The organism is Furfurilactobacillus cerevisiae (assembly GCF_048961765.1).
GTDB lineage: Bacteria > Bacillota > Bacilli > Lactobacillales > Lactobacillaceae > Furfurilactobacillus > Furfurilactobacillus milii_A.
Genome location: NZ_CP185253.1, coordinates 1043509 through 1066771, shown reverse-complemented (window position 1 = coordinate 1066771; position 23263 = coordinate 1043509). Strand labels below are relative to the sequence as shown.

39 protein-coding genes and 2 tRNA genes are annotated in these 23263 nt (G+C 44.1%); 2 read left to right on the top strand and 39 right to left on the bottom strand.

The window, feature by feature from the left end:
- Positions 1-54: 54 nt before the first annotated feature.
- The 39 genes from ABUE36_RS05100 to ABUE36_RS04910 all read right to left on the bottom strand — a co-directional run bounded on the left by ABUE36_RS05100 (position 55) and on the right by ABUE36_RS04910 (position 20943).
- A tRNA-Gln gene (locus ABUE36_RS05100) sits at positions 55-126 on the bottom strand.
- 6 nt (positions 127-132) lie between these two features.
- A tRNA-Glu gene (locus ABUE36_RS05095) sits at positions 133-205 on the bottom strand.
- A 209-nt stretch (positions 206-414) separates the two neighbouring features.
- Positions 415-807: a 30S ribosomal protein S9 gene (gene rpsI / locus ABUE36_RS05090; protein WP_161001059.1), complete on the bottom strand. Its 393-nt coding sequence runs from the start codon at positions 805-807 to the stop codon at positions 415-417.
- A gap of 13 nt (positions 808-820) precedes the next feature.
- Complete coding sequence (rplM, locus tag ABUE36_RS05085) at positions 821-1264, bottom strand: 50S ribosomal protein L13 (protein WP_017262682.1); 444 nt, start codon at positions 1262-1264, stop codon at positions 821-823.
- A 108-nt stretch (positions 1265-1372) separates the two neighbouring features.
- Complete coding sequence (truA, locus tag ABUE36_RS05080; protein WP_161001058.1) at positions 1373-2155, bottom strand: tRNA pseudouridine(38-40) synthase TruA; 783 nt, start codon at positions 2153-2155, stop codon at positions 1373-1375.
- Positions 2156-2187: 32 nt separating this feature from the next.
- The gene (locus tag ABUE36_RS05075; RefSeq protein ID WP_017262680.1) at positions 2188-2988 is read right to left on the bottom strand and encodes an energy-coupling factor transporter transmembrane component T family protein; all 801 of its coding nucleotides are present in this window, start codon (positions 2986-2988) and stop codon (positions 2188-2190) included.
- Positions 2988-3851, bottom strand: a complete 864-nt coding sequence (locus ABUE36_RS05070; protein WP_161001057.1) for an energy-coupling factor ABC transporter ATP-binding protein — start codon at positions 3849-3851, stop codon at positions 2988-2990. The genes ABUE36_RS05075 and ABUE36_RS05070 overlap by 1 nt, the downstream gene beginning before the upstream one ends.
- Positions 3827-4669 carry an energy-coupling factor ABC transporter ATP-binding protein gene (locus ABUE36_RS05065; RefSeq protein ID WP_186337559.1) on the bottom strand — a complete coding sequence of 281 codons (843 nt, stop codon included), beginning with the start codon at positions 4667-4669 and terminating at the stop codon, positions 3827-3829. The genes ABUE36_RS05070 and ABUE36_RS05065 overlap by 25 nt, the downstream gene beginning before the upstream one ends.
- Entirely contained in the window at positions 4663-5187 is a 525-nt protein-coding gene (locus ABUE36_RS05060) for a hypothetical protein (protein ID WP_161001055.1), read from the bottom strand. The genes ABUE36_RS05065 and ABUE36_RS05060 overlap by 7 nt, the downstream gene beginning before the upstream one ends.
- A 304-nt stretch (positions 5188-5491) precedes the next feature.
- On the bottom strand, positions 5492-5875 hold the full coding sequence (gene rplQ / locus ABUE36_RS05055; RefSeq protein ID WP_017262676.1) for a 50S ribosomal protein L17: 384 nt from the start codon (positions 5873-5875) through the stop codon (positions 5492-5494).
- Between the two features lie 31 nt (positions 5876-5906).
- Positions 5907-6851: a DNA-directed RNA polymerase subunit alpha gene (locus ABUE36_RS05050; protein ID WP_017262675.1), complete on the bottom strand. Its 945-nt coding sequence runs from the start codon at positions 6849-6851 to the stop codon at positions 5907-5909.
- A gap of 76 nt (positions 6852-6927) precedes the next feature.
- Complete coding sequence (rpsK, locus tag ABUE36_RS05045; RefSeq protein ID WP_017262674.1) at positions 6928-7317, bottom strand: 30S ribosomal protein S11; 390 nt, start codon at positions 7315-7317, stop codon at positions 6928-6930.
- A 28-nt stretch (positions 7318-7345) separates the two neighbouring features.
- Positions 7346-7711, bottom strand: a complete 366-nt coding sequence (gene rpsM, locus ABUE36_RS05040; RefSeq protein WP_017262673.1) for a 30S ribosomal protein S13 — start codon at positions 7709-7711, stop codon at positions 7346-7348.
- A gap of 24 nt (positions 7712-7735) precedes the next feature.
- Positions 7736-7855, bottom strand: a complete 120-nt coding sequence (gene rpmJ / locus ABUE36_RS05035; RefSeq protein ID WP_081495882.1) for a 50S ribosomal protein L36 — start codon at positions 7853-7855, stop codon at positions 7736-7738.
- A gap of 33 nt (positions 7856-7888) precedes the next feature.
- The gene (gene infA, locus ABUE36_RS05030; protein ID WP_017262672.1) at positions 7889-8104 is read right to left on the bottom strand and encodes a translation initiation factor IF-1; all 216 of its coding nucleotides are present in this window, start codon (positions 8102-8104) and stop codon (positions 7889-7891) included.
- A 161-nt stretch (positions 8105-8265) separates the two neighbouring features.
- Positions 8266-8931 carry an adenylate kinase gene (locus ABUE36_RS05025; RefSeq protein ID WP_161001053.1) on the bottom strand — a complete coding sequence of 222 codons (666 nt, stop codon included), beginning with the start codon at positions 8929-8931 and terminating at the stop codon, positions 8266-8268.
- 2 nt (positions 8932-8933) lie between these two features.
- Positions 8934-10271 (bottom strand): preprotein translocase subunit SecY, encoded by a 1338-nt coding sequence (gene secY / locus ABUE36_RS05020; RefSeq protein WP_161001052.1) that lies wholly within the window; start codon positions 10269-10271, stop codon positions 8934-8936.
- Positions 10272-10706 carry a 50S ribosomal protein L15 gene (rplO, locus tag ABUE36_RS05015; RefSeq protein ID WP_017262669.1) on the bottom strand — a complete coding sequence of 145 codons (435 nt, stop codon included), beginning with the start codon at positions 10704-10706 and terminating at the stop codon, positions 10272-10274.
- Between the two features lie 32 nt (positions 10707-10738).
- On the bottom strand, positions 10739-10924 hold the full coding sequence (gene rpmD, locus ABUE36_RS05010; protein ID WP_017262668.1) for a 50S ribosomal protein L30: 186 nt from the start codon (positions 10922-10924) through the stop codon (positions 10739-10741).
- 13 nt (positions 10925-10937) lie between these two features.
- Positions 10938-11438, bottom strand: coding sequence for a 30S ribosomal protein S5 (gene rpsE, locus ABUE36_RS05005; protein WP_017262667.1), 501 nt, complete (start codon positions 11436-11438; stop codon positions 10938-10940).
- An 18-nt stretch (positions 11439-11456) separates the two neighbouring features.
- Complete coding sequence (rplR, locus tag ABUE36_RS05000) at positions 11457-11813, bottom strand: 50S ribosomal protein L18 (protein WP_017262666.1); 357 nt, start codon at positions 11811-11813, stop codon at positions 11457-11459.
- An 80-nt stretch (positions 11814-11893) separates the two neighbouring features.
- Positions 11894-12430 carry a 50S ribosomal protein L6 gene (rplF, locus tag ABUE36_RS04995; RefSeq protein ID WP_017262665.1) on the bottom strand — a complete coding sequence of 179 codons (537 nt, stop codon included), beginning with the start codon at positions 12428-12430 and terminating at the stop codon, positions 11894-11896.
- Positions 12431-12459: 29 nt separating this feature from the next.
- Positions 12460-12858, bottom strand: a complete 399-nt coding sequence (rpsH, locus tag ABUE36_RS04990; protein WP_017262664.1) for a 30S ribosomal protein S8 — start codon at positions 12856-12858, stop codon at positions 12460-12462.
- Between the two features lie 87 nt (positions 12859-12945).
- On the bottom strand, positions 12946-13131 hold the full coding sequence (locus tag ABUE36_RS04985) for a type Z 30S ribosomal protein S14 (protein ID WP_017262663.1): 186 nt from the start codon (positions 13129-13131) through the stop codon (positions 12946-12948).
- Between the two features lie 17 nt (positions 13132-13148).
- Positions 13149-13691: a 50S ribosomal protein L5 gene (gene rplE / locus ABUE36_RS04980; RefSeq protein ID WP_421017258.1), complete on the bottom strand. Its 543-nt coding sequence runs from the start codon at positions 13689-13691 to the stop codon at positions 13149-13151.
- A gap of 27 nt (positions 13692-13718) precedes the next feature.
- Positions 13719-14027, bottom strand: a complete 309-nt coding sequence (rplX, locus tag ABUE36_RS04975; protein WP_017262661.1) for a 50S ribosomal protein L24 — start codon at positions 14025-14027, stop codon at positions 13719-13721.
- Between the two features lie 50 nt (positions 14028-14077).
- Positions 14078-14446, bottom strand: coding sequence for a 50S ribosomal protein L14 (rplN, locus tag ABUE36_RS04970; RefSeq protein ID WP_017262660.1), 369 nt, complete (start codon positions 14444-14446; stop codon positions 14078-14080).
- 46 nt (positions 14447-14492) lie between these two features.
- Positions 14493-14756: a 30S ribosomal protein S17 gene (rpsQ, locus tag ABUE36_RS04965; protein WP_017262659.1), complete on the bottom strand. Its 264-nt coding sequence runs from the start codon at positions 14754-14756 to the stop codon at positions 14493-14495.
- A gap of 27 nt (positions 14757-14783) precedes the next feature.
- Complete coding sequence (gene rpmC, locus ABUE36_RS04960; RefSeq protein WP_017262658.1) at positions 14784-14984, bottom strand: 50S ribosomal protein L29; 201 nt, start codon at positions 14982-14984, stop codon at positions 14784-14786.
- Positions 14985-14986: 2 nt separating this feature from the next.
- Positions 14987-15415, bottom strand: a complete 429-nt coding sequence (rplP, locus tag ABUE36_RS04955) for a 50S ribosomal protein L16 (RefSeq protein WP_161001050.1) — start codon at positions 15413-15415, stop codon at positions 14987-14989.
- A 2-nt stretch (positions 15416-15417) separates the two neighbouring features.
- The gene (gene rpsC / locus ABUE36_RS04950) at positions 15418-16080 is read right to left on the bottom strand and encodes a 30S ribosomal protein S3 (RefSeq protein WP_017262656.1); all 663 of its coding nucleotides are present in this window, start codon (positions 16078-16080) and stop codon (positions 15418-15420) included.
- 12 nt (positions 16081-16092) lie between these two features.
- Positions 16093-16440 carry a 50S ribosomal protein L22 gene (rplV, locus tag ABUE36_RS04945; RefSeq protein WP_017262655.1) on the bottom strand — a complete coding sequence of 116 codons (348 nt, stop codon included), beginning with the start codon at positions 16438-16440 and terminating at the stop codon, positions 16093-16095.
- A gap of 16 nt (positions 16441-16456) precedes the next feature.
- Positions 16457-16735 (bottom strand): 30S ribosomal protein S19, encoded by a 279-nt coding sequence (rpsS, locus tag ABUE36_RS04940; protein ID WP_017262654.1) that lies wholly within the window; start codon positions 16733-16735, stop codon positions 16457-16459.
- Positions 16736-16820: 85 nt separating this feature from the next.
- Positions 16821-17654: a 50S ribosomal protein L2 gene (rplB, locus tag ABUE36_RS04935; RefSeq protein ID WP_017262653.1), complete on the bottom strand. Its 834-nt coding sequence runs from the start codon at positions 17652-17654 to the stop codon at positions 16821-16823.
- An 85-nt stretch (positions 17655-17739) separates the two neighbouring features.
- Positions 17740-18027: a 50S ribosomal protein L23 gene (gene rplW / locus ABUE36_RS04930; RefSeq protein ID WP_017262652.1), complete on the bottom strand. Its 288-nt coding sequence runs from the start codon at positions 18025-18027 to the stop codon at positions 17740-17742.
- Complete coding sequence (gene rplD / locus ABUE36_RS04925) at positions 18027-18653, bottom strand: 50S ribosomal protein L4 (RefSeq protein WP_017262651.1); 627 nt, start codon at positions 18651-18653, stop codon at positions 18027-18029. The genes rplW and rplD overlap by 1 nt, the downstream gene beginning before the upstream one ends.
- A 26-nt stretch (positions 18654-18679) precedes the next feature.
- Complete coding sequence (gene rplC, locus ABUE36_RS04920) at positions 18680-19339, bottom strand: 50S ribosomal protein L3 (protein ID WP_161001048.1); 660 nt, start codon at positions 19337-19339, stop codon at positions 18680-18682.
- Between the two features lie 68 nt (positions 19340-19407).
- Positions 19408-19716, bottom strand: coding sequence for a 30S ribosomal protein S10 (gene rpsJ, locus ABUE36_RS04915; RefSeq protein WP_017262649.1), 309 nt, complete (start codon positions 19714-19716; stop codon positions 19408-19410).
- A 297-nt stretch (positions 19717-20013) separates the two neighbouring features.
- Positions 20014-20943, bottom strand: coding sequence for an IS30-like element ISLpl1 family transposase (locus tag ABUE36_RS04910; RefSeq protein ID WP_096109805.1), 930 nt, complete (start codon positions 20941-20943; stop codon positions 20014-20016).
- 160 nt (positions 20944-21103) lie between these two features.
- Between ABUE36_RS04910 and ABUE36_RS04905 the strand changes: the two genes are divergently transcribed.
- Together ABUE36_RS04905 and ABUE36_RS04900 are read left to right on the top strand one after the other, a co-directional pair.
- Entirely contained in the window at positions 21104-21670 is a 567-nt protein-coding gene (locus tag ABUE36_RS04905; protein WP_161001047.1) for a cysteine hydrolase family protein, read from the top strand.
- A gap of 161 nt (positions 21671-21831) precedes the next feature.
- Entirely contained in the window at positions 21832-23253 is a 1422-nt protein-coding gene (locus ABUE36_RS04900) for a C69 family dipeptidase (protein WP_161001046.1), read from the top strand.
- Positions 23254-23263 lie beyond the last annotated feature (10 nt).

The window sequence follows — 23263 nt, the reverse complement described above, 5'->3', positions numbered from 1 at the left end:
ACGCCCCATTAAAACTCAAAAATCTTAACAAGGCGTATTAGTATGTTTGCAAACTTGGGATAGCTGGATTCGAACCAGCGCATGACGGAGTCAAAGTCCGTTGCCTTACCGCTTGGCTATATCCCAATAAAATGACCCGTATGGGACTCGAACCCATGTCACCGCCGTGAAAGGGCGGTGTCTTAAACCGCTTGACTAACGGGTCTTATTTAAATCACATTGTTAATATAAAACACAATCTTGGGGTGAACCATAGACAAATTAGTCAAACTGACAAAAATAAAAAAAGACTCTCAACTTTTTCTACTAAATTCTATAGAAAAGTTGAAAACCTTCATTGATTAACATGATCTGCAAAAAAAGAACCCGCCAATTGGCAGGTTCTTTTTGAATCCAAAGTCGATAATGATAAGATTAACGCTTTGAGAATTGTGAAGCTTTACGGGCCTTTTTAAGACCGGGCTTCTTCCGTTCTTTCATCCGAGCATCACGGGTCAAAAGACCTGCGCCCTTCAAAGCTGAACGGAAATCAGGGTCAACCGTCAGTAAAGCACGGGCAATACCGTGACGAGTGGCACCGGCTTGACCGGAGAAGCCACCACCATTGACGTTAACCATAACATCGTAATTACCAGTCGTTTCTGTTGCAGCAAATGGTTGAACAACCACTTCACGCAAGTTAGCGAATGGAATGTAGTCTTCAATATCCTTACCATTCATGGTAATTTTACCAGTACCGGGAACTAAGCGAACCCGAGCAACTGAGTTTTTCCGACGACCTGTGCCGGCGTATTGAACAGTAGCCAATGTGATTTCCCCCTTAGATTAATTTAGTAATATCCAAAACTTCTGGCTGTTGTGCAGCTTGATCATGTTGGTCACCTGCATAAACGTGAAGCTTAAGCAGTTGTTTGTGACCAAGCGTACCTGCTGGCAACATGCCCTTAACGGAAGTTTCAATCAACCGAATTGGGTTTTCATCACGAAAGTTACCTGCAGTGCGTGACTTCAAACCACCTGGATGGTTTGAGTGGTGATAGTAAATCTTGTTTGTGGCTTTCTTACCAGTCAAGCCTACTTTTGAAGCATTAAGAACAATGACAAAGTCACCCGTATCCACATTAGGGGTAAATGTTGGCTTGTTCTTGCCTCGAAGAATAGAAGCAACGACTGAACTTAAGCGTCCCAAAGGAACGTCTGTGGCGTCAACCACGTACCATTTACGGTCTACTTCACCTGGTTTTGCTAAATATGTTGTACGCACGGTATTTTCCTCCAATTTCTTGTCTGTTTGACACTCGATAAAACTTTCCGGGGCTTATCGTGGGGCAAACAATACCAAGTAATAGTGTACTGTCCTGCCCCTCATAAGTCAATTGTTATTTTCATCTGAAACGTGTTTGTCATACAGCACAGATTCCAGATACAAACCGCTAGCCGGTGCCGTTTCACGCGCTTCTTCGCGATCTTTAGCCGCCATCACTCGTGGAATGTCATTAACCGGCCGACGCCCATTACCAATTTGTAACAACAATGCTACCATAATCCGAACTTGATTATAGAGAAAACCACTGCCATAAAAATCAAACACAAATTCATGATCTTCAGGACGCTCGTGAACTTGAATATCATAAATCATTCGTATATTTGACTTAGCTTGGCTACCTGAAGCCACAAAACTGGTGAAATCATGCTCACCAATCAAATCACGGCTCGCCGTCTGCATCCTGTCGAGTTTTAACGGATATTTATAGTGTCCAGTATAGTTCCGTTTGAATGGATCGACAAATGGCGTATTGGAAACAATATAACGATAACGCTTACCATGCGTTGAAAAACGGGCATGAAACGTATCATCAACCTCTTCAACACTCACCACTGCCATATCAAGCGGAAACATACTATTGAGCGCTAATCGTAAATTAGGAGCTGGAATTGGCTTGGGCAAATCAAAGTGGATCACCTGCCCGTGAGCATGTACCCCAGCATCTGTTCTCCCCGATCCAAATACCTGAATGGCTGGGTGAGGATTTTTCGCAATCTGGTTTACCACTTTCGTTAATACAGATTCAACGGTCCGCTGATGAGGCTGCACCTGAAAGCCGGCAAAATCAGTACCGTCATATTCAATAACAACTTTGTAGCGTTGACTCATTACCGACCTCCCTAATTTTTCTAGAAAAACTCTTACATGTGACGCAACACGACGAGAACAACATTTAACACAAGAATGACAACAACTGCTATCGTGTCGGCGTTATGCCACTTCAATACGCGGTAACGCGTGCGGTTTGTGGCTCCTTGATAACCACGTGACTCCATGGCCGTCGCTAAGTCGTCGGCTCGTCCAATAGCCCCGACAAAAAGCGGAATCAACAATGGAACAATCGCCCTCAAACGCTTGATTAAACCACCATTATTAAACTCCACCCCACGTGCACGTTGCGCATTCATAATTGTCTGCGCTTCATCCAATAACGTCGGTACAAACCGAAGCGCCACAGAGAGCATAAGAGCCGTTTGAGCCACTGGGAAGTGAATAACCCGCAGCGGCCGCAAAAGCGCTTCTACGCCGTCCGCAATCGCTAATGGCGCCGTCGTCAACGTGAGCACCGTTGCCATCGTTATAATTAACAGAAAACGTAAGAAAACTGCTGTAGACGTTTGAATCCCCGTTGAAGTAATCATTAAAATACCCCAATGCCAGTAAATGTGTCCGCCTGGTGTAAACAATAATTGCAAAATTGCCGTAAACACAATCAACCAAATCAGTGGACCAATACCACGCACAAAATAGCTGAAACTCAGTCCTGTTAAAAAGATAACGCCGCCAATAAAGGCAAACATTAGCACATAAGTTAACCAATTTGTGGTTAAAAAGGCGATCACAATAAAATAACAAGCCAACACCAACTTAGCTCGTGGATCTAACCGATGTAACCATGAATGGCCGGGAATATAACGTCCGAGCGTAAGTTGCTCAAGCATTAACGTCCCTCCTTCGGTAACTGACCACGCAACTGTATTGCCAGTTGTTCAGCCGTTAACGGCAACGAGTCAAACTCAAAGCCACGAGTCACTAAGTGTTGCGCAAAATTAGCAGCTGTTGGTAACGCCAATTGCTGTGCTTTTACCCATTCAGGATCGGCAAAAATTTCAGCAGGTGTGCCTGCCTTAATCAAATTACTATGTGCCATCACTAGCGCCTGATCCGCATAGTCAGCAACATCATCCATTTGGTGCGTAACTAAGATAACCGTCAGGTGTTGGTCAGCCTTTAACTTAGCAAACATGGCCATCATTTCGGCTCGTCCGCGTGGGTCTAACCCGGCCGTTGGCTCGTCTAAAACGAGCACGCGCGGTTGACTGGCCAAGACACCAGCAATGGCAACGCGCCGCATCTGTCCACCAGACAACTCAAATGGTGACCGTTTTAGCAACTCATCCGGTAGCCCAACGTCATGAGCCGCCTGATGTGCCAAACTCATTGCCTCTTCATTAGTAAAACCAAAGTTAAGGGGACCAAACGCGATGTCACGCTCCACCGTTTGGTCAAATAATTGATTCTCAGGGAATTGAAACACCATCCCAACATGTTGATGAAGTGACTTTAGGTGTTTATTTGTTGTTTTGGCAGTTAACTGAAAATCATCCACCGTAACCGTGCCACTGGTGGGTTTAAGTAAACCATTTAAGTGCTGAACAAGTGTACTTTTGCCACTCCCTGTATGACCAATAATCGCAGTAAACGATTCACTAGGAACGGTGAAACTAACATCGCTTAACCCGACCGCCTCAAACGGCGAGTTGGGCTGGTACATATAGTTTACATGGTCAAATGTGATTGCCATAACCAATCCTCCAACTCGTCATCTGTTAGGTACTGTTTTGGGGTGACTAGTCCTTGTTTAGCCAATTGTTGGCTCAATTTTGTGCTAAACGGTAAGTCTAGCCCTGTGGACTCAAGTAATTGTTCGTCACTGAAAATAGCGCGCGGTGTCCCTTCACTAATCAACTGACCGTTATCCATGACTAGCAATCGTTGTGCTTGTGCGGCCTCACTTAAATCATGAGTGATTGATAAAATGGTCGGTGCTTGATTAGAACGACGTAGATGCTGCAATACAGACAACACCGTCTGCCGTCCGTGAGGATCCAGCATGCTAGTTGCCTCATCCAATACAATAATACTGGGGTTCATCGCAATGATTCCGGCTAGGGCAACCCGTTGCTTTTGCCCACCTGACAAACGGCTAGGCTCGCGTTCTGCAAATTGCCACATATCGACGGCTTCTAAAGCCTCTTGAACACGTTTTTGCATCTCAGGACGTGGTACCCCCGCATTTTCCAAGCCAAAGGCCACATCATCGGCCACCGTCGCTCCAACAAACTGGTTGTCTGGATTCTGAAACACCATGCCAATGTGTTCGCGAACCAGCCAAACCGATTCTGGTGACAATTTTGTTCCGGCTACAGTAACTGTCCCCGATTTAAAATCGATAAGGCCATCCAAAGCGCGAACCAACGTACTCTTACCACTTCCATTATGGCCAACGATAGCCACCCATTCTCCGGCATTGATCTCAAAAGAAATGTGATTTAATGTTGGCCGGTCTGCATCGGGATATTGATAAGATAAATCGTCAACTGAAATGATCTTTGTCACGATGTTCCCCCACTTCCTGCCGTATTGGCATGGTTGTTAATTTTAAACTGGTGTTGTTCGCCGGTATGTGCGGCATGAATCAGACGCCCCATATAATTTTTATATAACTGGAAACACTGTTTATTACCGTGTTTTAAAGACAGTTTAGCGACATTAGGTTCTTTAAGCAGTGCCGTATTCCAGCGGGTAATATCGGTCGCCGTCGCTGGATTATTCAATCCAAACTGATCAAGTTGATTAAAAGCGACATTAACAAGTTGTCCGTGTTTATCCACGTTAACAACGGCGAACACACGATACCCATCAACATAATGACTTTCACTCAACGTGTACGCGCCAGGTTTAAATGCCTCTTTAGGCAATACTTTGGCCGCTCGCTCACTTAGCCGACGCAAACGTGATTCATGTTCTTCGTGACGCCTTTGAGCGTTAATAGTCGTAATAGCGGTCGCCCCGAGTGCAAGCACTGCCAGTAGAACAACTACAAGACCTGTAATTAACTTTGCATGTTTCGTTTGCACTCAGTCTTCACCTCATTATAAAACGAATAATACCGCACTATTTTAGCGAAAACTAGACCAATACGCAAGCAACGCTGAAACCACTAGTAAACTCGTGTAATCAATTAATTCTATGTACAAAAAAATCACTTAGCATCACGGCACGAGTAAAAAACTCATTCAAGCTAGACTGGGCGAACGCGATCGCCATCATCATAACGCTTTATACCATTGACACTAGTGATTATTTTGAATATTCAAATACTAAATACATCCGTCGATATATTTAGGGTAGCTATTCAGACTACCATTGAACAGATAATGATTAGTCGACGAATTCCAAGATAACCATTTGCGCAGCATCGCCACGACGAGGCATAGTCTTGTACATCCGAGTATAACCACCATTACGTTCAGCAAACTTAGGTGCTAAGTCATCAAATAACTTTTGCAATGCAGTTTGCGCTTTAACGTTGTCACCGTCTTCTTTGACATCTGCAACAACGTCACGAACGAAAGCAGCTGCTTCACGACGAGCATGCAAGTCGCCTTGCTTACCCCAAGTAATCATTTGATCTGTAGTCTTACGAACTTCCTTGGCGCGTGCTTCGGTTGTTTCGATCCGACCATTAACAATCAAACTGGTTGTTAAATCGCGTAACAAAGCTTTACGTTGTGAACTAGTACGTTGTAATTTACGGTAGCCCATGCTTGAACCCTCCTTTTGTTGATAAGTCCGACTAGTCTTCTTGTTTCAAAGAAAGACCTAAGCCAGCCAATTTTGCCTTAACTTCTTCAAGTGACTTACGACCAAGGTTACGAACCTTCATCATGTCGGCTTCAGTACGATCCGTCAACTCTTGAACCGTGTTGATACCAGCACGCTTCAAACAGTTGTATGAACGAACAGACAAGTCTAACTCTTCGATGGTCATTTCGAGCATCTTTTCCTTGTGTGTTTCTTCCTTTTCGACCATGATTTCGGCATTCTTAGCCGTATCTGTCAAATCAACAAACATTGCAAGGTGTTCAGTTAGAATCTTCGCAGCGAGACTAATTGCTTCACTAGGCGTAATTGAACCGTCAGTCCAAACGTCTAATGTCAGCTTGTCATAGTCATCACGTTGACCAACACGAGTGTTTTCAACCTGGTAGTTGACACGTTCGATTGGGGTATAAATGGAATCGATTGGTAATACACCAATTGGCATATCATCCTGACGAGCTTTGTTTTCATCAGCTGAAACGTATCCACGGCCCTTGTTTGCAGTTAAGTGCATGTGGAAAGTGGCACCGTCTGCTACCGTGCAGATGTAAAGATCAGGGTTCATAACTTCAACATCAGCATCCGTTTGAATATCACCAGCAGTGACAGTCGCAGGACCCTTAACGTCGATGTCCATTCCCTTTTCTTCATCGGTCGCCATCTTCAAAGAAACCTTTTTCATATTCAAGATGATTTGTGTAACATCTTCAACAACGCCCTCAACAGTTGAGAACTCGTGAAGTACACCATCGATTTGAATACTGGTGACAGCAGCACCAGGCAAAGATGAAAGCAAAATCCGACGTAACGAATTTCCTAATGTTGTTCCGTAACCACGTTCAAGTGGTTCAACGATGAACTTCCCATAGTTGTTACTTTCATCGATTTTGTGAATATTTGGCTTTTCAAATTCGATCATTCTTTTGTTTACCCCTTTCAAAACTCGTCTTGTTAATTAATGAATGTTCATCACTCCAAATAAGTGATGTCATCAATTAAACACGACGACGCTTTGGAGGACGAGATCCGTTATGCGGCACTGGTGTGACGTCACGAATAGCCGTAACTTCTAGACCAGTTGATTGCAAAGCACGGATAGCTGCTTCACGACCGGAACCTGGGCCTTTAACGGCAACTTCAACCGTCTTCATGCCATGTTCCATAGAGCCTTTAGCTGCGGCTTCAGCGGCCATTTGTGCAGCGAAAGGAGTGGATTTACGACTACCACGGAAACCAAGAGCACCAGCTGAAGACCAAGCAACAGCGTTCCCTTGAACGTCAGTAATCATAACTAAAGTGTTGTTAAACGTTGAGTGAATATGTGCAACACCTGACTCGATGTTCTTTTTCACACGACGCTTACGCGATGTTTTTCTACCTGCCATAAGAAATGCTAACCTCCTTTATCTTGAATTACTTCTTCTTACCAGCAATTGATTTAGCTGGGCCTTTACGAGTCCGTGCGTTGTTCTTAGTGTGTTGTCCACGCACTGGTAAACCACGACGGTGACGCATGCCTCGGTATGAACCAATTTCTTGTAAGTTCTTGATGTTTAAGCTAACTTCACGGCGAAGATCTCCTTCAACCTTGTAGTTATCAACAATTGCACGAATCTTATCTTCGTCTTCTGGAGCCAAGTCCCGAACACGAACGTCTTCGCTAACACCAGCTTCAGCCAAAATCTTTTGAGCTGAAGTATTACCGATTCCGAAAATGTAAGTTAAACCGATCACGATCCGTTTGTCACGTGGTAAGTCAACACCTGCAATACGAGCCATAACAATTACCTCCTTTTATATGAATTATTTACCTTGACGTTGCTTGTGCTTTGGGTTTGCTGAGCAAATCACCATAACACGGCCGTTACGTTTGATAACACGGCAGTGTTCGCACATTGGTTTAACTGATGGTCTTACTTTCATGATATTTCCTCCAGAATTATGAGGCCTTAGGTATTACTTGAAACGGTACGTAATCCGACCCTTTGTTAAGTCATAAGGTGACATTTCAACAGTTACCTTATCACCAGGTAAAATACGAATGTAATGCATCCGAATCTTACCCGACACATGAGCCAAGATTTCGTGACCGTTTTCAAGTTCTACTTTAAACATTGCATTAGGCAACGTTTCTTTAACAGTACCTTCGATTTCAATTACGTCACTAGCCAAGCAGGTTTACCTCCCTTGTAAAAAAGTATTTTATAAATACGGTGGCGTCGAACGACGGAAAAACGGCGAAAACCACCGTTTCCACCCTCTTTACAAAAACATTGCGCAAACCATACCAAGAGAGTTTATCACATTCTTAAAGGGACTGCAAACACTACACTCTAGTCGTTAACTGACTGAAGAACGTCAGCAACATCTTTGAAGACGAGGTCAATGTCCCGATCGCCGTTAATGGTGTGCAGAACATTTTGATTCTTATAGTAATCAACCAGTGGCGTGTTCATCTTAATGTTCACAGCCAAACGATTCTTAACCGTTTCAGGCTTGTCATCGTCACGTTGATAGAAATCATGCGATCCACAAACATCACAGGTTCCTTCAACCTTGGTCGGGTTACTAATGCGGTTATAGGTTGCGCCACATGCACGGCAAATGTACCGTGCAGATAAGCGATCAACTAACACCGATGGTTCAACGTCGATATTAATCACGGCGTCCAAGTGACGATCAGAGTCAGCCAACATTTTATCTAAAGCGGCTGCCTGATCTAAGTTCCGTGGATACCCATCCAACATGAAGCCGTTCGTTAAAACGTCCTGTTGGCTGAGACGGTCACGAACAATACCGTTCGTGACTTCATCGGGAACCAATTCACCCTTATCAATGTAAGCTTTAGCAGCAAGTCCCATTTCAGTCTTGTTAGCCATTGCCTCGCGGAAAATATCCCCCGTTGAAATGTGCGGTACTTGATATTTTTCGTCGATCTTTTGTGCTTGCGTACCTTTACCAGCACCAGGCAAGCCCATCAGAATCAAATTGAATGCCATGATTAATCCTCCTGTTTTTCTGTTCCATGTGCTTCAAGCGCATCATCTTGGATGAAACCAACATATTGTCGTTTCATCATTAAGCCGTCCAATTGACGAATAATGTCAATGGCAACCCCAACAACGATCAGTAATGACGTACCACCAAGACCAATGGATTCGTCTAAGCCCCAGATATCACTGGCCAACAGTGGTACTAAGGCAACTAATCCAAGGAACAATGAGCCGACAGTACTTAAACGCATGAGCAAATGAGAAACATAGCTTTGTGTGTCTTTACCAGGCCAAACACTTGGAATATAACTACCTTGTTTTTGTAAATTCTCTGACAATTTCTCAGGATTAACCTGAACAAAAGCATAGAAGAATGTAAACAAGACGATTAATACAGTGTAAAGAATGGCACCTTCAGTTGTTTGCATATTGAAGATACGAGACATCACTTGGTACCAGTTATCCGCACCATGACTCTTTTGGAACGCCAACAGAATTGACTGAGGCGTCGAAATCAAAGAACTAGCGAAGATAACTGGAATAACACCGGCAACGTTAACTTTCAAAGGCAGGTAACTGCCAGATCCAGAAGTGGTTGCACGACGCGTATATTGAATCGGAATCCGCCGCTCAGCCTGTTGTACCCACGTTACAGCAACGATTATCACGATAACTAGAACGAGAACAGCAACGATGAACAGGATGCCCTGCCACATTTGGCCTTTGGAGGCGTCAGTGACGTTTTCTTGCCATAATTGACGAACACCAACTGGGGTGCGCGCAATGATTCCGGCAAAAATAATCATTGAAACACCATTTCCTAGCCCACGCTGAGTAATCATATCACCCAGCCAAGTAGCAAACATTGTTCCAGCAGTGAGCAAAATTCCAATCATAATGAACGTTTGTGCATTTGGTGTCTTGATCAAATGCATGGAAGCTAAGACGTTAAAACCAGCTGTGATACCGATTGATTGAACAAAGGCTAACACAATCGTTAGATAACGTGTCGCCTGGTTCAACTTACGCCGACCTACATCACCTTGTTTACTCCATTCAACAAACCGCGGCACAATATCCATTTGGAGTAATTGAACAACAATTTGAGCAGTAACAAACGGGGAAACCCCCATTGCAAACAAGGAATAGTTTGTCAAACCACCACCGGAAAAGATGTTCATTACATTAACAAGCCCGGAGCTTGCCACTGCTTGTAAAGCATGCGCATCAACTCCGGGAACGGTAATATAACAGCCTAACCGATAGACAATTAAGACAAACAAGGTAAAGAAGATCTTATTTCGGATTTCACGACTCTTAAAAGCATTCGAAATCGTCGAGATCAACTAGATCACCTCAGTCTTACCGCCGGCTGCTTCAATTGCAGCTACAGCTGCGTTTGAGAATTTGTTAGCGTGGACTGTCAACTTCTTAGTAACTTCACCGTTACCAAGAACCTTAACGCCACTCTTTTCGTTCTTCACTAAACCTGCTTCAACTAAGGTAGTTGGTGTAACATCAGCACCTTCATCAAAACTGTTTAAGGAAGCCAAGTTAACGATGGCGTATTCCTTACGGTTAATGTTAGTGAAACCGCGTTTTGGAATACGACGGTACAGAGGCATTTGACCCCCTTCAAAACCGACACGTGTCTTACTACGAGCCTTTTGACCCTTTTGACCACGACCGGAAGTTTTACCGTTCCCGGCTGATGTACCGCGACCGCGGCGCATACGTGCTTTACGAGAACCTTCGCTTGGTTGTAATTCGTTCAACTTCATTAGGTTGGCACCTCCTTACGCTAGAAATGTGATTACTTAACTTCTTCAACTGTGACTAAGTGCGCGATCTTAGCGATGGCACCGCGTGTTGCTTCGTTGTTAGGACGTACGACCGTGCTGTTAACACGACCTAAGCCTAAACCATACGCAACATTACGAACCTTGGGCTTCTGGTGAACGGCACTTTTCACTAAAGTAACTTTTACTTGATTAGCCATGAGTTTCGTCCTCCTATTCAGCTAAGTGTTCTACAGACACACCACGCAAGGCAGCAACGTCTTCGGCACGCTTTAATTCCTTAAGTCCTTCAAAGGTGGCACGCACAACGTTAATCGGTGTGCTTTCACCAAGAGACTTACTTGTAACGTCGGCAACACCGGCAAGTTCCATGACGGCACGAACGGCACCACCAGCAGCAACACCAGAACCTTCAACGGCTGGCTTAAGCATAACCTTTGATCCTGAGTAAATACCCAGCACTTCGTGAGGCAATGTTGAACCAACAACTGGAACTTTGATTAAGTTCTTGTGTGCAGCTTCAACAGCCTTACGAATAGCTTCTGGAACTTCTTGAGCCTTACCAGTACCAAAGCCAACGTGACCATTGTGGTCACCAACGACGACTAAGGCAGCAAAACGAAGACGACGACCACCCTTAACAACTTTCGTAATCCGGTTGATGGAAACGACGTTATCTTCTAAATCTAACTTACTTGGGTCGATAAAAGCCATTTGGTTATTCCTCCTTCTCTAGAATTTAAGTCCGTTTTCACGAGCGGCTTCAGCCAAAGCTTCTACCCGACCATGATATAAGTAACCGCCACGATCGAAGACAACATCAGTAATCTTCTTTTCGTTAGCGCGTTTAGCAACTAGTTCACCAACAGAAGCAGCTTTTTCTGTCTTGCTAGTTCCTTTAACATCTTTATCTAGTGTTGAGGCACTTGCCAGCGTCACACCCGCTACGTCATCAATTACTTGCGCGTAGATGTTTGAATTAGAACGATAAACGTTCAAGCGTGGGCGCTGCGCAGTACCAGAAATCTTGCCACGAACGCGCGCATGGCGGCGTTGACGTGTTTTATTCTTATCTGGTTTAGAAATCACAACAATTCACCTCATATTTTATTCGCAGTGAATACGTGCACTGCGACACGATAGTGGCAAACAAAGAAGTAGACAAAAGTCTACTTACCAGTTTTACCTTCCTTACGACGAACATATTCGCCTTCGTAACGAATACCTTTACCCTTATAAGGCTCTGGTGGACGGATACCACGGATTTCAGCAGCAAAGTCACCGACTTGTTGCTTAGAAATACCTGATAAAACAACAGTAGTGTTGTCAGGTACTTCAACCGTAACACCTTTACGGCCATCGAATTCAACAGGGTTTGAGTAACCAACACTCATGATCAGCTTAGTGCCTTGCAATTGTGCACGGTACCCAACACCGACTAACTTCAATGTCTTTTTGAAACCATCTGTAACACCTTCAACCATGTTGGCGAAGTTGGCACGAGTAGTTCCGTGAACGGCCTTTGTTTTGTTGTTATCGTCAGGACGATCAAACGAAACTTCAGTACCGTCTACTTTCATTGTGATCATGTCAGAGAACGTCCGGGTTAATTCACCTTTAGGTCCTTTAACAGTCACATCGTTACCGTTTTGCTTAACTTCTACCCCAGCGGGTAAAGTTACAACTTTATAACCAATACGACTCACGTTTTACACCTCCGATCGATTCTAAATGATTACCAAACGTAAGCGAGCACTTCGCCGCCCACGTCTTTTTGACGTGCTTCTTTATCGGTGATCACACCTTCAGACGTAGAGATGATTGCAATCCCTAAACCGTTCAAAACCTTAGGAACTGAATCGGCCTTTACGTATGAACGTAAACCAGGCTTGGAAATCCGCTTTAAGCCAGAGATGACACGTTCGCCATCCTTACCGTACTTAAGAAATACACGGATAATGCCTTGCTTGTCGTCGTCAATGTATTCAACATCGCGAATGAAACCTTCGTTTTTCAAGATTTCAGCAATGTCGTGTTTAATCTTTGATGCAGGAACTTCAACTGAATCGTGACGAACCATGTTGGCGTTACGAATCCGAGTTAAAAAGTCTGCAATCGGGTCAGTCATAGACATCGATATTTGCCTCCTTTTAGTATCGATAAAATCAATAAAACGACTTGAAAGGAATCCAAATCGAATTTACTCAGTAAAGACCGAAGTCTACCAACTAGCTTTCTTCATGCCAGGAATTTGACCCTTGTGGGCTAATTCACGCATGCAGAGACGGCATAGATGGAACTTACGATAAACTGAGTGCGGACGTCCACAACGTTCACAACGTGTGTAAGCTTGCGTTGAGAACTTAGCTGGGCGTTGGCTTTTTACAACCATTGATTTCTTTGCCATGTTTGTGGAACCTCCTATTACTTAGTAAATGGCATCCCAAGTTGGGCAAGCAACTCGTGGGATTCCTCATCAGTGTTAGCAGTGGTTACGATAACAATATCCAAACCACGAACCCGGTTAACGTTGTCGTAATTGATTTCAGGGAAGATCAGTTGTTCACGAACACCCAAGGTGTAGTTCCCACGTCCATCAAATGAACGGTTAGAAACACCATGGAAGTCACGAACACGTGGCAATGACACATTGATCAACTTGTCTAAAAAGTCATACATCCGTTCACCGCGCAAAGTTACCTTAGCACCAATGGACATTCCTTCACGAAGACGGAAACCGGCAATTGACTTCTTGGCCTTTGTGATAACTGGTTTTTGACCAGCAATAAGGGTCATTTCATTAACGGCTTCGTCCAAGTTCTTTGAGTTAGTGGTTGCATCACCAACCCCCATGTTCAGCACAATCTTGTCGATGTGTGGGGCTTGCATGCTTGAACTGTAGTTGAATTTTTCGATTAAGGAAGGTTTGATTTCCTTTTCGTATCGTTCTTTCAAACGGTTAGTCATTCTAAGATATTCCTCCTTTCCCTAAAATTAAGCGATTGTATTGCCAGTCTTCTTGGCAACGCGAACCTTTTTACCATCTTCAACTTTAAAACCAACACGCGTTGGCTTCTTAGTTGATGGGTCAATTAACATTACGTTAGATACGTGGATTGGCGCTTCAACATCAACGATTCCACCTTGTGGGTATTCGTTGTTTGGCTTCTGGTGTTTCTTCACCATGTTGATGCCTTCCACGACGACGCGGTCTGACTTGGCTAAGGTTGCCTTTACGGCACCTTCCTTACCCTTGTCCTTACCGGCGATTACGCGAACTTGATCTCCAGTTTTTAAGAACATTCTGCTGTGCACCTCCCGTTCAACTTATGCATCCAGCTTGATTACTTTGATTACAGAACTTCAGGTGCTAACGAAACGATCCGCATGAAGTTACCTTCACGAAGTTCACGCGCAACTGGTCCAAAGATACGAGTACCACGAGGGCTCTTGTCATCTGAGATAATAACAGCTGCGTTGTCGTCAAACTTAATGTATGAGCCATCAGTACGGTGCATACCGGATACAGTCCGAACGATAACAGCTTTAACAACGTCACCCTTTTTTACAACGCCACCTGGTGTTGCTTGTTTAACAGTAGCAACAATAATGTCACCAATGTTGGCTGACTTACGAGTGGAACCACCCAAGATCTTGATTGTCAAGATTTCACGGGCACCAGAGTTATCAGCGACCTTTAAACGACTTTCTTGTTGAATCACGGTTTTATCCTCCTTCCGCAGCTAATTAGAATACGTAGAAATGGTGTTACAGGATGACAGCCTTTTCAACGACATTCAATAGGCGGAAGTGCTTGGTCTTTGACAAAGGCCGAGTTTCCATAATCCGTACGATATCGCCAGTCTTGGCTTCGTTGTTGTCATCTTGCGCAACGAACTTCTTGGTGTATTTAACCCGCTTACCATAAACTGGGTGGGTCTTGTAAGTATCGATTGCGACGATGATCGTCTTGTCGTTCTTGTCAGAAACCACGTGGCCTTGGTAAACCTTACGTGCGTTACGTTCAGTCATAGGTTAAGTTCTCCTTTCGTATTCTAATTATTTGCTTTGGCTTAATTCTTGTTGACGGAGAGCCGTCTTCAACCGGGCGATGTTCTTACGAACCTGCTTTAAACGAGCGGTGTTTTCTAATTGACCAGTAGCCAATTGGAAACGTAAGTTGAACAATTCGTCCTTGTAGCCCTTTTCTTTATCAATCATTTCAGCAGTGGTTAATTTACTAATATCAGTCATTTTCATAATTATTCGCCACCTACTTCTGCTTCTTCTCGTGAGACGATTTTCGTCTTAACGGGCAGTTTGTGGCTAGCCAAACGTAAAGCTTCGTGCGCAACTTCAGAAGAAACGCCACCCACTTCAAACATAACCTTGCCACGCTTTACAGGAGATACCCAACCTTCAGGTGCCCCTTTCCCGTTACCCATACGAACACCAACACCTTTAGAAGTGTAGGACTTATGAGGGAAAATCTTGATCCAAACTTTACCACCACGCTTCATGTAACGGTTCATGGCAACACGAGCCGCTTCAATCTGGCGGTTAGAAACCCATGATGAAGTGATAGCTTGCAAACCGTAGTCGCCAAATGCAACTGTCTTGCCGCCCTTGGCTTCACCACGCATGTGACCGCGGAATTCCCGACGGTGCTTTACACGTTTAGGTACCAGCATGATTATTTCCCTCCTCGTTGAGTATTTGCTGACTTCTTGGCAGGAAGAACTTCACCACGGTAAATCCAGGTTTTAACACCCAGCATACCGTAAGTAGTCCGTGCTTCGTCCCAAGAATAGTCAATGTCCGCACGCAATGTATGCAACGGAACAGTTCCTTCTGAGTAACGTTCTTTACGGGCAATGTCAGCACCGTTTAAACGGCCTGAAACCATTGCTTTAATTCCGTGTGCACCAGAACGCATAGTGCGTTGGATAGCACCACGCATAGCGCGACGGAAAGCAACACGTTGCTCTAATTGCTTGGCAATTGAATCCCCAACTAAATGAGCATCCAAGTCAGGCTTCTTGATTTCAATGATGTTGATGTGTACTTGCTTGCCAGTTAGGCTGTTAAGTTCCTTACGGAGCTTTTCAACTTCTGACCCACCTTTACCGATAACCATCCCAGGCTTAGCAGTGTGAATGGATAATACCACTCGACCAGCAGCCCGTTCGATTTCAACGGTTGAAACAGATGCGTCGGCAAGTCTTTGATCGATAAACTTACGGATTTTAACGTCTTCGATTAACCAAGTTGCGTAATCTTTGTCAGCATACCACTTGGCTTCCCAATCGCGGATAACTCCGACACGAAATCCGTTTGGATTTACTTTTTGACCCACGCTTGTTCCCTCCTACTTTTCAGATACGACTACTGTGATATGACTAGTCCGCTTGTTAATTGGTGATGCGGAACCTTTAGCCCGAGGACGGAACCGCTTAAGGGTTGGTCCTTCATTAGCAAATGCTTCAGATACAACTAAGTCGGCTCGATCTAAGTCGAAGTTGTTTTCAGCATTGGCAACAGCAGACTTCAATACTTTTTCTACGTCTTCGGCAGCACCGCGAGGCGTGAATTTTAAAATGGCAAATGCTTCGTTAACGCTCTTGCCGCGAATAAGGTCAACAACTAGGCGAACCTTACGAGCAGCGACACGAACAGTCTTTGCAGTTGCTTTTGCAGATGTAACTTGTTCAGCCATTGTTCAGTCCTCCTAATTATTTACTAGTAACCTTGTCGGCACCAGCGTGTCCGCGGAAAGTCCGCGTTGGAACAAATTCGCCAAGCTTGTGACCAACCATGTCATCAGAGATGAACACTGGGACATGCTTCCGTCCGTCATAAACAGCGATAGTGTATCCGATGAAGCTAGGGAAAATCGTTGAACGACGTGACCAAGTTTTGATCACTGTCTTCTTTTCAGAATCAGCTTGTGCAGCGATTTTCTTCAGCAGATGTTCATCGGCGAAAGGTCCTTTTTTAAGACTACGACCCATCGTGTGGCCTCCTCTCTTGTTAGCTATTAGCTAACGCGTTCGTGTGTTTAACAACTAATGTCGTATATGCATTGAATAAGAAAGATTACTTCTTCCGACGGTCACGCACAATAAGCTTGTTAGAACGAGCCTTGTGGTTACGAGTCTTCTTACCAGCAGTCTTCTTACCCCATGGTGACATTGGCGATGGACGGCCGACTGGGGCTTTACCTTCACCACCACCATGTGGGTGATCGTTAGGGTTCATAACTGACCCACGAACATGTGGACGTTGACCAGCATAACGCTTACGACCCGCTTTACCTAAGTTAATCAATTCGTGTTGTTCGTTACCAACCGCACCAACAGTAGCACGACCAGCAGCAAGAACCATACGAACTTCGCCAGAGGCCAAACGAACTAAGGCATACTTGCCTTCCTTACCCAACAACTGAGCAGATGCACCAGCTGAACGAGCAATTTGGCCACCTTTACCAGGCTTTAATTCAATGTTATGGATAACAGTACCAACTGGAATGTTAGTTAATGGCAATGCATTACCAACTTTGATATCTGCTTCAGGGCCTGATTCAACAACAGTGCCAACTTCTAGCCCCTTAGGTGCTAAGATGTATGACTTTGTTCCATCCTCATAAACTAGTAAAGCAATGTTAGCGGTCCGGTTTGGATCGTATTCAATAGCCTTAACAGTTGCCTTGTAATCGTCTTTAATACGCTTAAAGTCGATAATCCGGTAAGCACGCTTTGTACCACCGCCACGATGACGAACAGTCATGTGGCCTTGGTTGTTACGGCCTGCACGGTGACTTTGTGATTCCAATAACGACTTTTCAGGGGTCGTTTTAGTGATTTCACTAAAGTCGGAACCGGTCATGTTACGACGACCGTTAGTGGTTGGTTTATAACTCTTAATACCCACTATACTTTCCTCCTAATTTTTCGTGCCGTGATTGGTTGTCCCTTGTGAGGAGCCGTATCATCATCGGCGCATAGATTGAAGAAGACTATTCTTCGTTGAATAACTTAATTTCCTTTGAGTCTGCACTCAAAGTAACGATTGCCTTACGACGCTTCTTAGTGTAACCACTGTAACGTCCTTGGCGCTTAAGGTGTCCCTTAACGTTCATTACGTTAAGCTTGATTACCTTAACATCGAAGATTTCTTCGATGGCGCTCTTGATTTGCGTCTTGGTTGCGCGAGTATCAACATCAAACGTATAACGCTTGTCATCGATATCAGCCATTGAAGACTCAGTCACAACTGGGCGTAAAATCACATCACGTGCTTCCATTATGCGAGCACCTCCTCTACCTGAGAAAGAGCAGATTGCGTAATCACCATCTTGTCGTTGTTAACAACATCCAAAACATTAACGCCCTTAGCAGTCAAAACAGTGACATTAGCTAAGTTACGTGCAGACAATGCTGCGTTTTCGTTGTCATCTTCAACCACAACAAGGGTCTTTTCAGCAACTTTCAGGTTGTCTAAAACAGTGGCAAATTCAGCAGTCTTTGGTGCTTTAAAATCTAAAGCATCAACGACAACCAAGGCTTTGTCCAAGACCTTTTGTGATAAGACAGACTTCATGGCAAGTTGACGCGCTTTTTGTGGCAACTTGTAAGCGTATGAACGTGGAGTTGGTCCGAAGACAACACCACCGCCACGCCATTGTGGTGACCGGATCGACCCTTGACGAGCACGACCAGTACCTTTTTGACGCCATGGTTTCTTACCACCACCACGTACAGCACTACGGTTTTTAACCGCGTGAGTACCCTGACGCATTGAGGCACGTTGCATCAATACAGCATCGGTGATGACATTATTGTTAGGTTCGATACCAAACACAGCATCATTTAAATCAACTGTGCCTGACTTCTTACCATCTTGCTTGAATAAATCAACGCTGGTAGTCATAGCTATTAATCCTCCCTTCCCTTATATTATTTTTCGCTGTGGCGGTTGTTTTTCTTCAAACCGGCCTTAACAGAACTTTTAATTGTAACAAATGATTTGTTAGCACCTGGCACATTACCTTTGATCAACAACACGTTGTTGTCTAAGTCTGCACGGACAATCTTCAGGTTTTGCATGGTTACCTTGTGGTTACCCATACGTCCTGGAAGTGGCTTGCCTTTGAAGACACGGTTAATGATGGCACCCATTGAACCTGGGCGACGGTGGTAACGAGACCCATGGGCCATTGGTCCACGTGATTGGCCATCCTTATGGATGTTACCTTGATACCCATGCCCTTTAGTGATTCCGGTAACGTCGACTGCTTCGCCTTCTGCGAAGACGTCTGCTTTAAGCTCGTCACCGACTTTCGTCTCTCCAAACTCAACATTCCGAATTTCACGAACGAAGCGCTTAGGAGCCGTTTTTGCTGCTGCTACATGACCTTGCTCGGGCTTGTTAGACAAAACTTCACGTTTGTCATCGAAACCTAACTGAATTGCGTTGTAACCATCGTTTTCAACAGTCTTAACCTGCAATACTACGTTAGGTGTTACATCGATAACTGAAACAGCAACTAATTCGCCATTTTCAGTGAAGACTTGCGTCATCCCGACCTTTTTCCCTAAGATTCCTTTAGTGGTCATGAGTACACCTCCGATATAATGTATTTTTACCGTCAAATTAATGATCGGTTTAGAACGAAGAAATCAAATTATAATTTGATTTCGATATCAACACCGCTTGGCAATTCAAGCTTGGTCAATGAATCAACTGTTTTAGCAGTTGGGTTGACAATGTCGATTAAACGCTTATGAGTCCGAATTTCGAACTGTTCACGTGATTTCTTAAACTTATGTGGTGAACGTAACACCGTGAAAAGTGTCCGTTCAGTTGGTAACGGAATTGGACCTGAAATTTCAGCACCAGTCCGTTTTGCCGTTTCCACGATCTTGTCAGCTGACTGATCAAGGATACGGTGCTCATAAGCCTTTAAGCGAATCCGAATTTTCTTACTTGCCATATTTGTTCCCTCCTAACGTCTATTTTTTAGAAATAGGCTAGCTCCGTGAAAATTACCGCCACACCTCCGTGGCAAAGCGGCCGGGTGTGTCGCAACCTTTCACATCAATGCTCGCTTGTTGTTGCGCGATTTAAAGGGCAAAGTTGTCCCTTGTCTCGCACAAGCACCTATCTACCATACCAACCTAAGCCCGTAATGGCAAGGTTTTATTTACGTTTGTTAATTTCGTTTTGATTACAAAACGAAATTTTCTATTTAATCTGCGCGTAAATTTTATCAAATCGGTAGATTGCAAATTTAATCCGAATTTTTGGACAAATTGGTCAGCATAACCTGATACGGTGTTTTCCAGTCAAGTATTTTAAGCGGTCTCTGGTTAATTTGGAGTAACGTCGTCGTTAAATCTTGAGCACTAATGTGCTCAAAACGAGTCCCCTTAGGATAAAAATAACGTAAATTCCGATTAAAGCGTTCATTACTACCACGTTCAGCTGGCGTATAAGCATGACAGTAATAGGTCTTAATACCATATTGTGATTCAAATGATACTAGCCCACTAAACTCAGTACCACGGTCCACAGTAAAACTGTGCACCGGTCCATTAAAAGTTGTTAGGAACTTAGTCAGTGCTTCATTAACACTCGCTGTCGTTCGGTCCTTTAACCGATATGCCCAAAGGAACCGTGATTTGCGATCGATTAAAGTTAATAAAACTGCCTTACTATGCCCACGAGGGCCAACGACGGTATCTAGTTCAAAATCACCGATGCGATTACGTTGATTAATCATCATGGGACGCTGTTCAATCGATCGCCCCAAAGATTGATTATATTTGGATCGTTGGTCAACGTTACGCCGTTGGCGTACGCCATGTTCAGGTAGATCATTCAAGGAGAAACCAATTCTCCCCTGATTTAGCCAATTATAAATAGATTTAGTCGCTAGTTTAAATTCGTGAGCAATCATTCCTGGTGACCAGCTTAGATGTAAATGGTTGAGAATTGTTTGCTTTAACTCATCGCTCAGCTTAGTTTTCCGACCACATCGTGATCGCTTGTATTCGGCATCTGTTTGTGCTAATTCAGCCTGATAAGGTTGACATCGAGATAATTCATAAGAAATTGTTGACGGTGATCGGTTCAGCCGAACGCCCATTTGGATATTGGACAGCCCTAGTTCACAAAAGGTTTCGATTTTAATTCGTTCGGAATAGGTTATACTAGACAAAAGATCAGCTCCTAAAAGATGGGTTTGTTGTAAACACCATTTTAAAGGAAGCTGATCTTTTTTGTCCGAACAGCGTTCGGATTAATTTTACAATCTACTAATCTACATCTTTTTATCTATAATAAACTCAATCACGCGTACTCAAAATTGGAGGCAAACTATGACACAAATGGATTTTGGCAAACAAGCATTACTGATTATTGATTACACAAATGACTTTGTCGCTACTAAAGGTGCCCTGACTACTGGTAAACCCGGTCAAAACATTGAATCTAACATTTTAACGCTCGCACAACAATTTCTTCAAAACGGTGACTACGTCATTCTCCCAACTGATTTGCATGACGGTGTCGACCCTTACCATCCAGAAACCAAACTATTCCCGCCACATAACTTAAAGGATACATGGGGACGCGAGTTATACGGTGAGTTGGCATCATGGTATCAGTCACATAAGGATGATGACCACGTTTATTATTTCGACAAAAATCGCTATAGCGCATTTGCCAACACTAACTTAGATAACTTTTTACGCAGCCGTCGCATCACCAATCTTCATCTTGCCGGTGTCTGCACAGATATTTGTGTATTGCACACAGCTGTCGATGCCTACAACTTGGATTACCAATTGACTATTCACAAAGACGCTGTTGCCTCTTTCGATCCCGTTGGTCACGCTTGGGCTTTGAAACACTTCGAAAACACACTTGGTGCAACGATTGTTTAGTGTTAAAAACGCGCGTACCTGATCTGTTTCTACTATATATTGTGCGAACCAATTAGCGACATTATTTGTCCGACACCGCGGAGCAGATGAGCAAGTGTTATAGTGAAGGAGAATGTCGGCCAAATATCATCAAGCTGATAATTAACCATGGAGGTTTTATTATGTCGCTTTCTGAATTAAGTACGTGTACTACTATTCTGGTTGGTAAGAATGCCAGTTACGATGGCTCAACATTAATTGCTCGTAACGAAGATACTGGCACGGCTGCCGATCCTAAAAAGTTCGTTGTCGTCAAACCTGAAGACCAACCTCGCGAATACCAGGCTAAAATGAGTCAGTTTAGCATTACGCTGCCTGACAATCCTTTACGCTACACCGCTATTCCTAACGCAGTGGACAAACAGGGCATTTGGGGTGAAGCTGGTATCAACAGTGATAATGTCGCAATGAGTGCTACCGAAACCATTACCACGAACGAACGTATCTTAGGGGCTGACCCACTAACTAAAGCTGGTGTGGGCGAAGAGGATCTTCTAACTGTCACCCTCCCTTATATTCACAGCGCGCGTGAAGGCGTTGAGCGTGTCGGTAAAATTTTAAAGACACATGGCACTTATGAATCAAACGGAATTATTTTCTCTGACGCAAATGAAATTTGGTATATGGAAACTGCTGGTGGTCATCACTGGGTTGCGCAACGGATCCCGGACGATGCTTACGTTGTTGCCCCTAACCAAACGGGTATTCAAGAAGTTAACTTTGCAGATTCAACTAATTTTATGTTTGCGGACGACTTACAAACCTTCGTTGAGGAGAACCACCTTAATCTCGGTGATCATTTTAACTTCCGTGAGATTTTCGGGTCACATTCTCAACTTGACCATCACTACAATACGCCACGGGCTTGGTACGCACAGCGATACTTCAACCACGCAGCAACCCAGGACAAAACACCAATGAGCGACGACCTTCCGTTTATTACTCATGCTGATCACAAAATAACTATTGAAGACATCAAGTTTGTCCTCAGCTCACATTATCAGGATACCCCCTACGATCCGTTCGCTCTGGGTGCAACTAAAGAAACAGCTCCTTACCGACCAATCGGGATCAACCGGACACAAGAATTGAGTGTTCTTCAAATTCGGCCAAACGTACCTGCCGAGCGCGCCGCAATCCAATGGGTGGCTTTATCTGCCAATCCATTTAACACACTGGTTCCGTTTTTCACAAATGTTAATGATACGCCAGCAAGTTACCGTGATACGACTGCTGTGGTCGACAGTAAAAATGCCTATTGGGCAAATCGGCTAATTGCGGTTCTGGCTGCCGACCACTTTCAGGCCACGATAAGCGATGTTGAAAGTTATCAGGAGAAGACATTAGGTTACGGTCACCAACGCGTGCACGAAATTGATACAGCTAATGCTCAATTAAGCGATGCCGCATTGACAGATGCGCTAACAGCGGCTAACGAAAAAACTACCGACCATATTATGACGCAAACATCCGAGTTACTAAGTAAAGTTCTTGGAACCGCTGGTAACCTGGTTCCCGGCACATTTACGAGGGATAACTATTAGTCACCGCTCA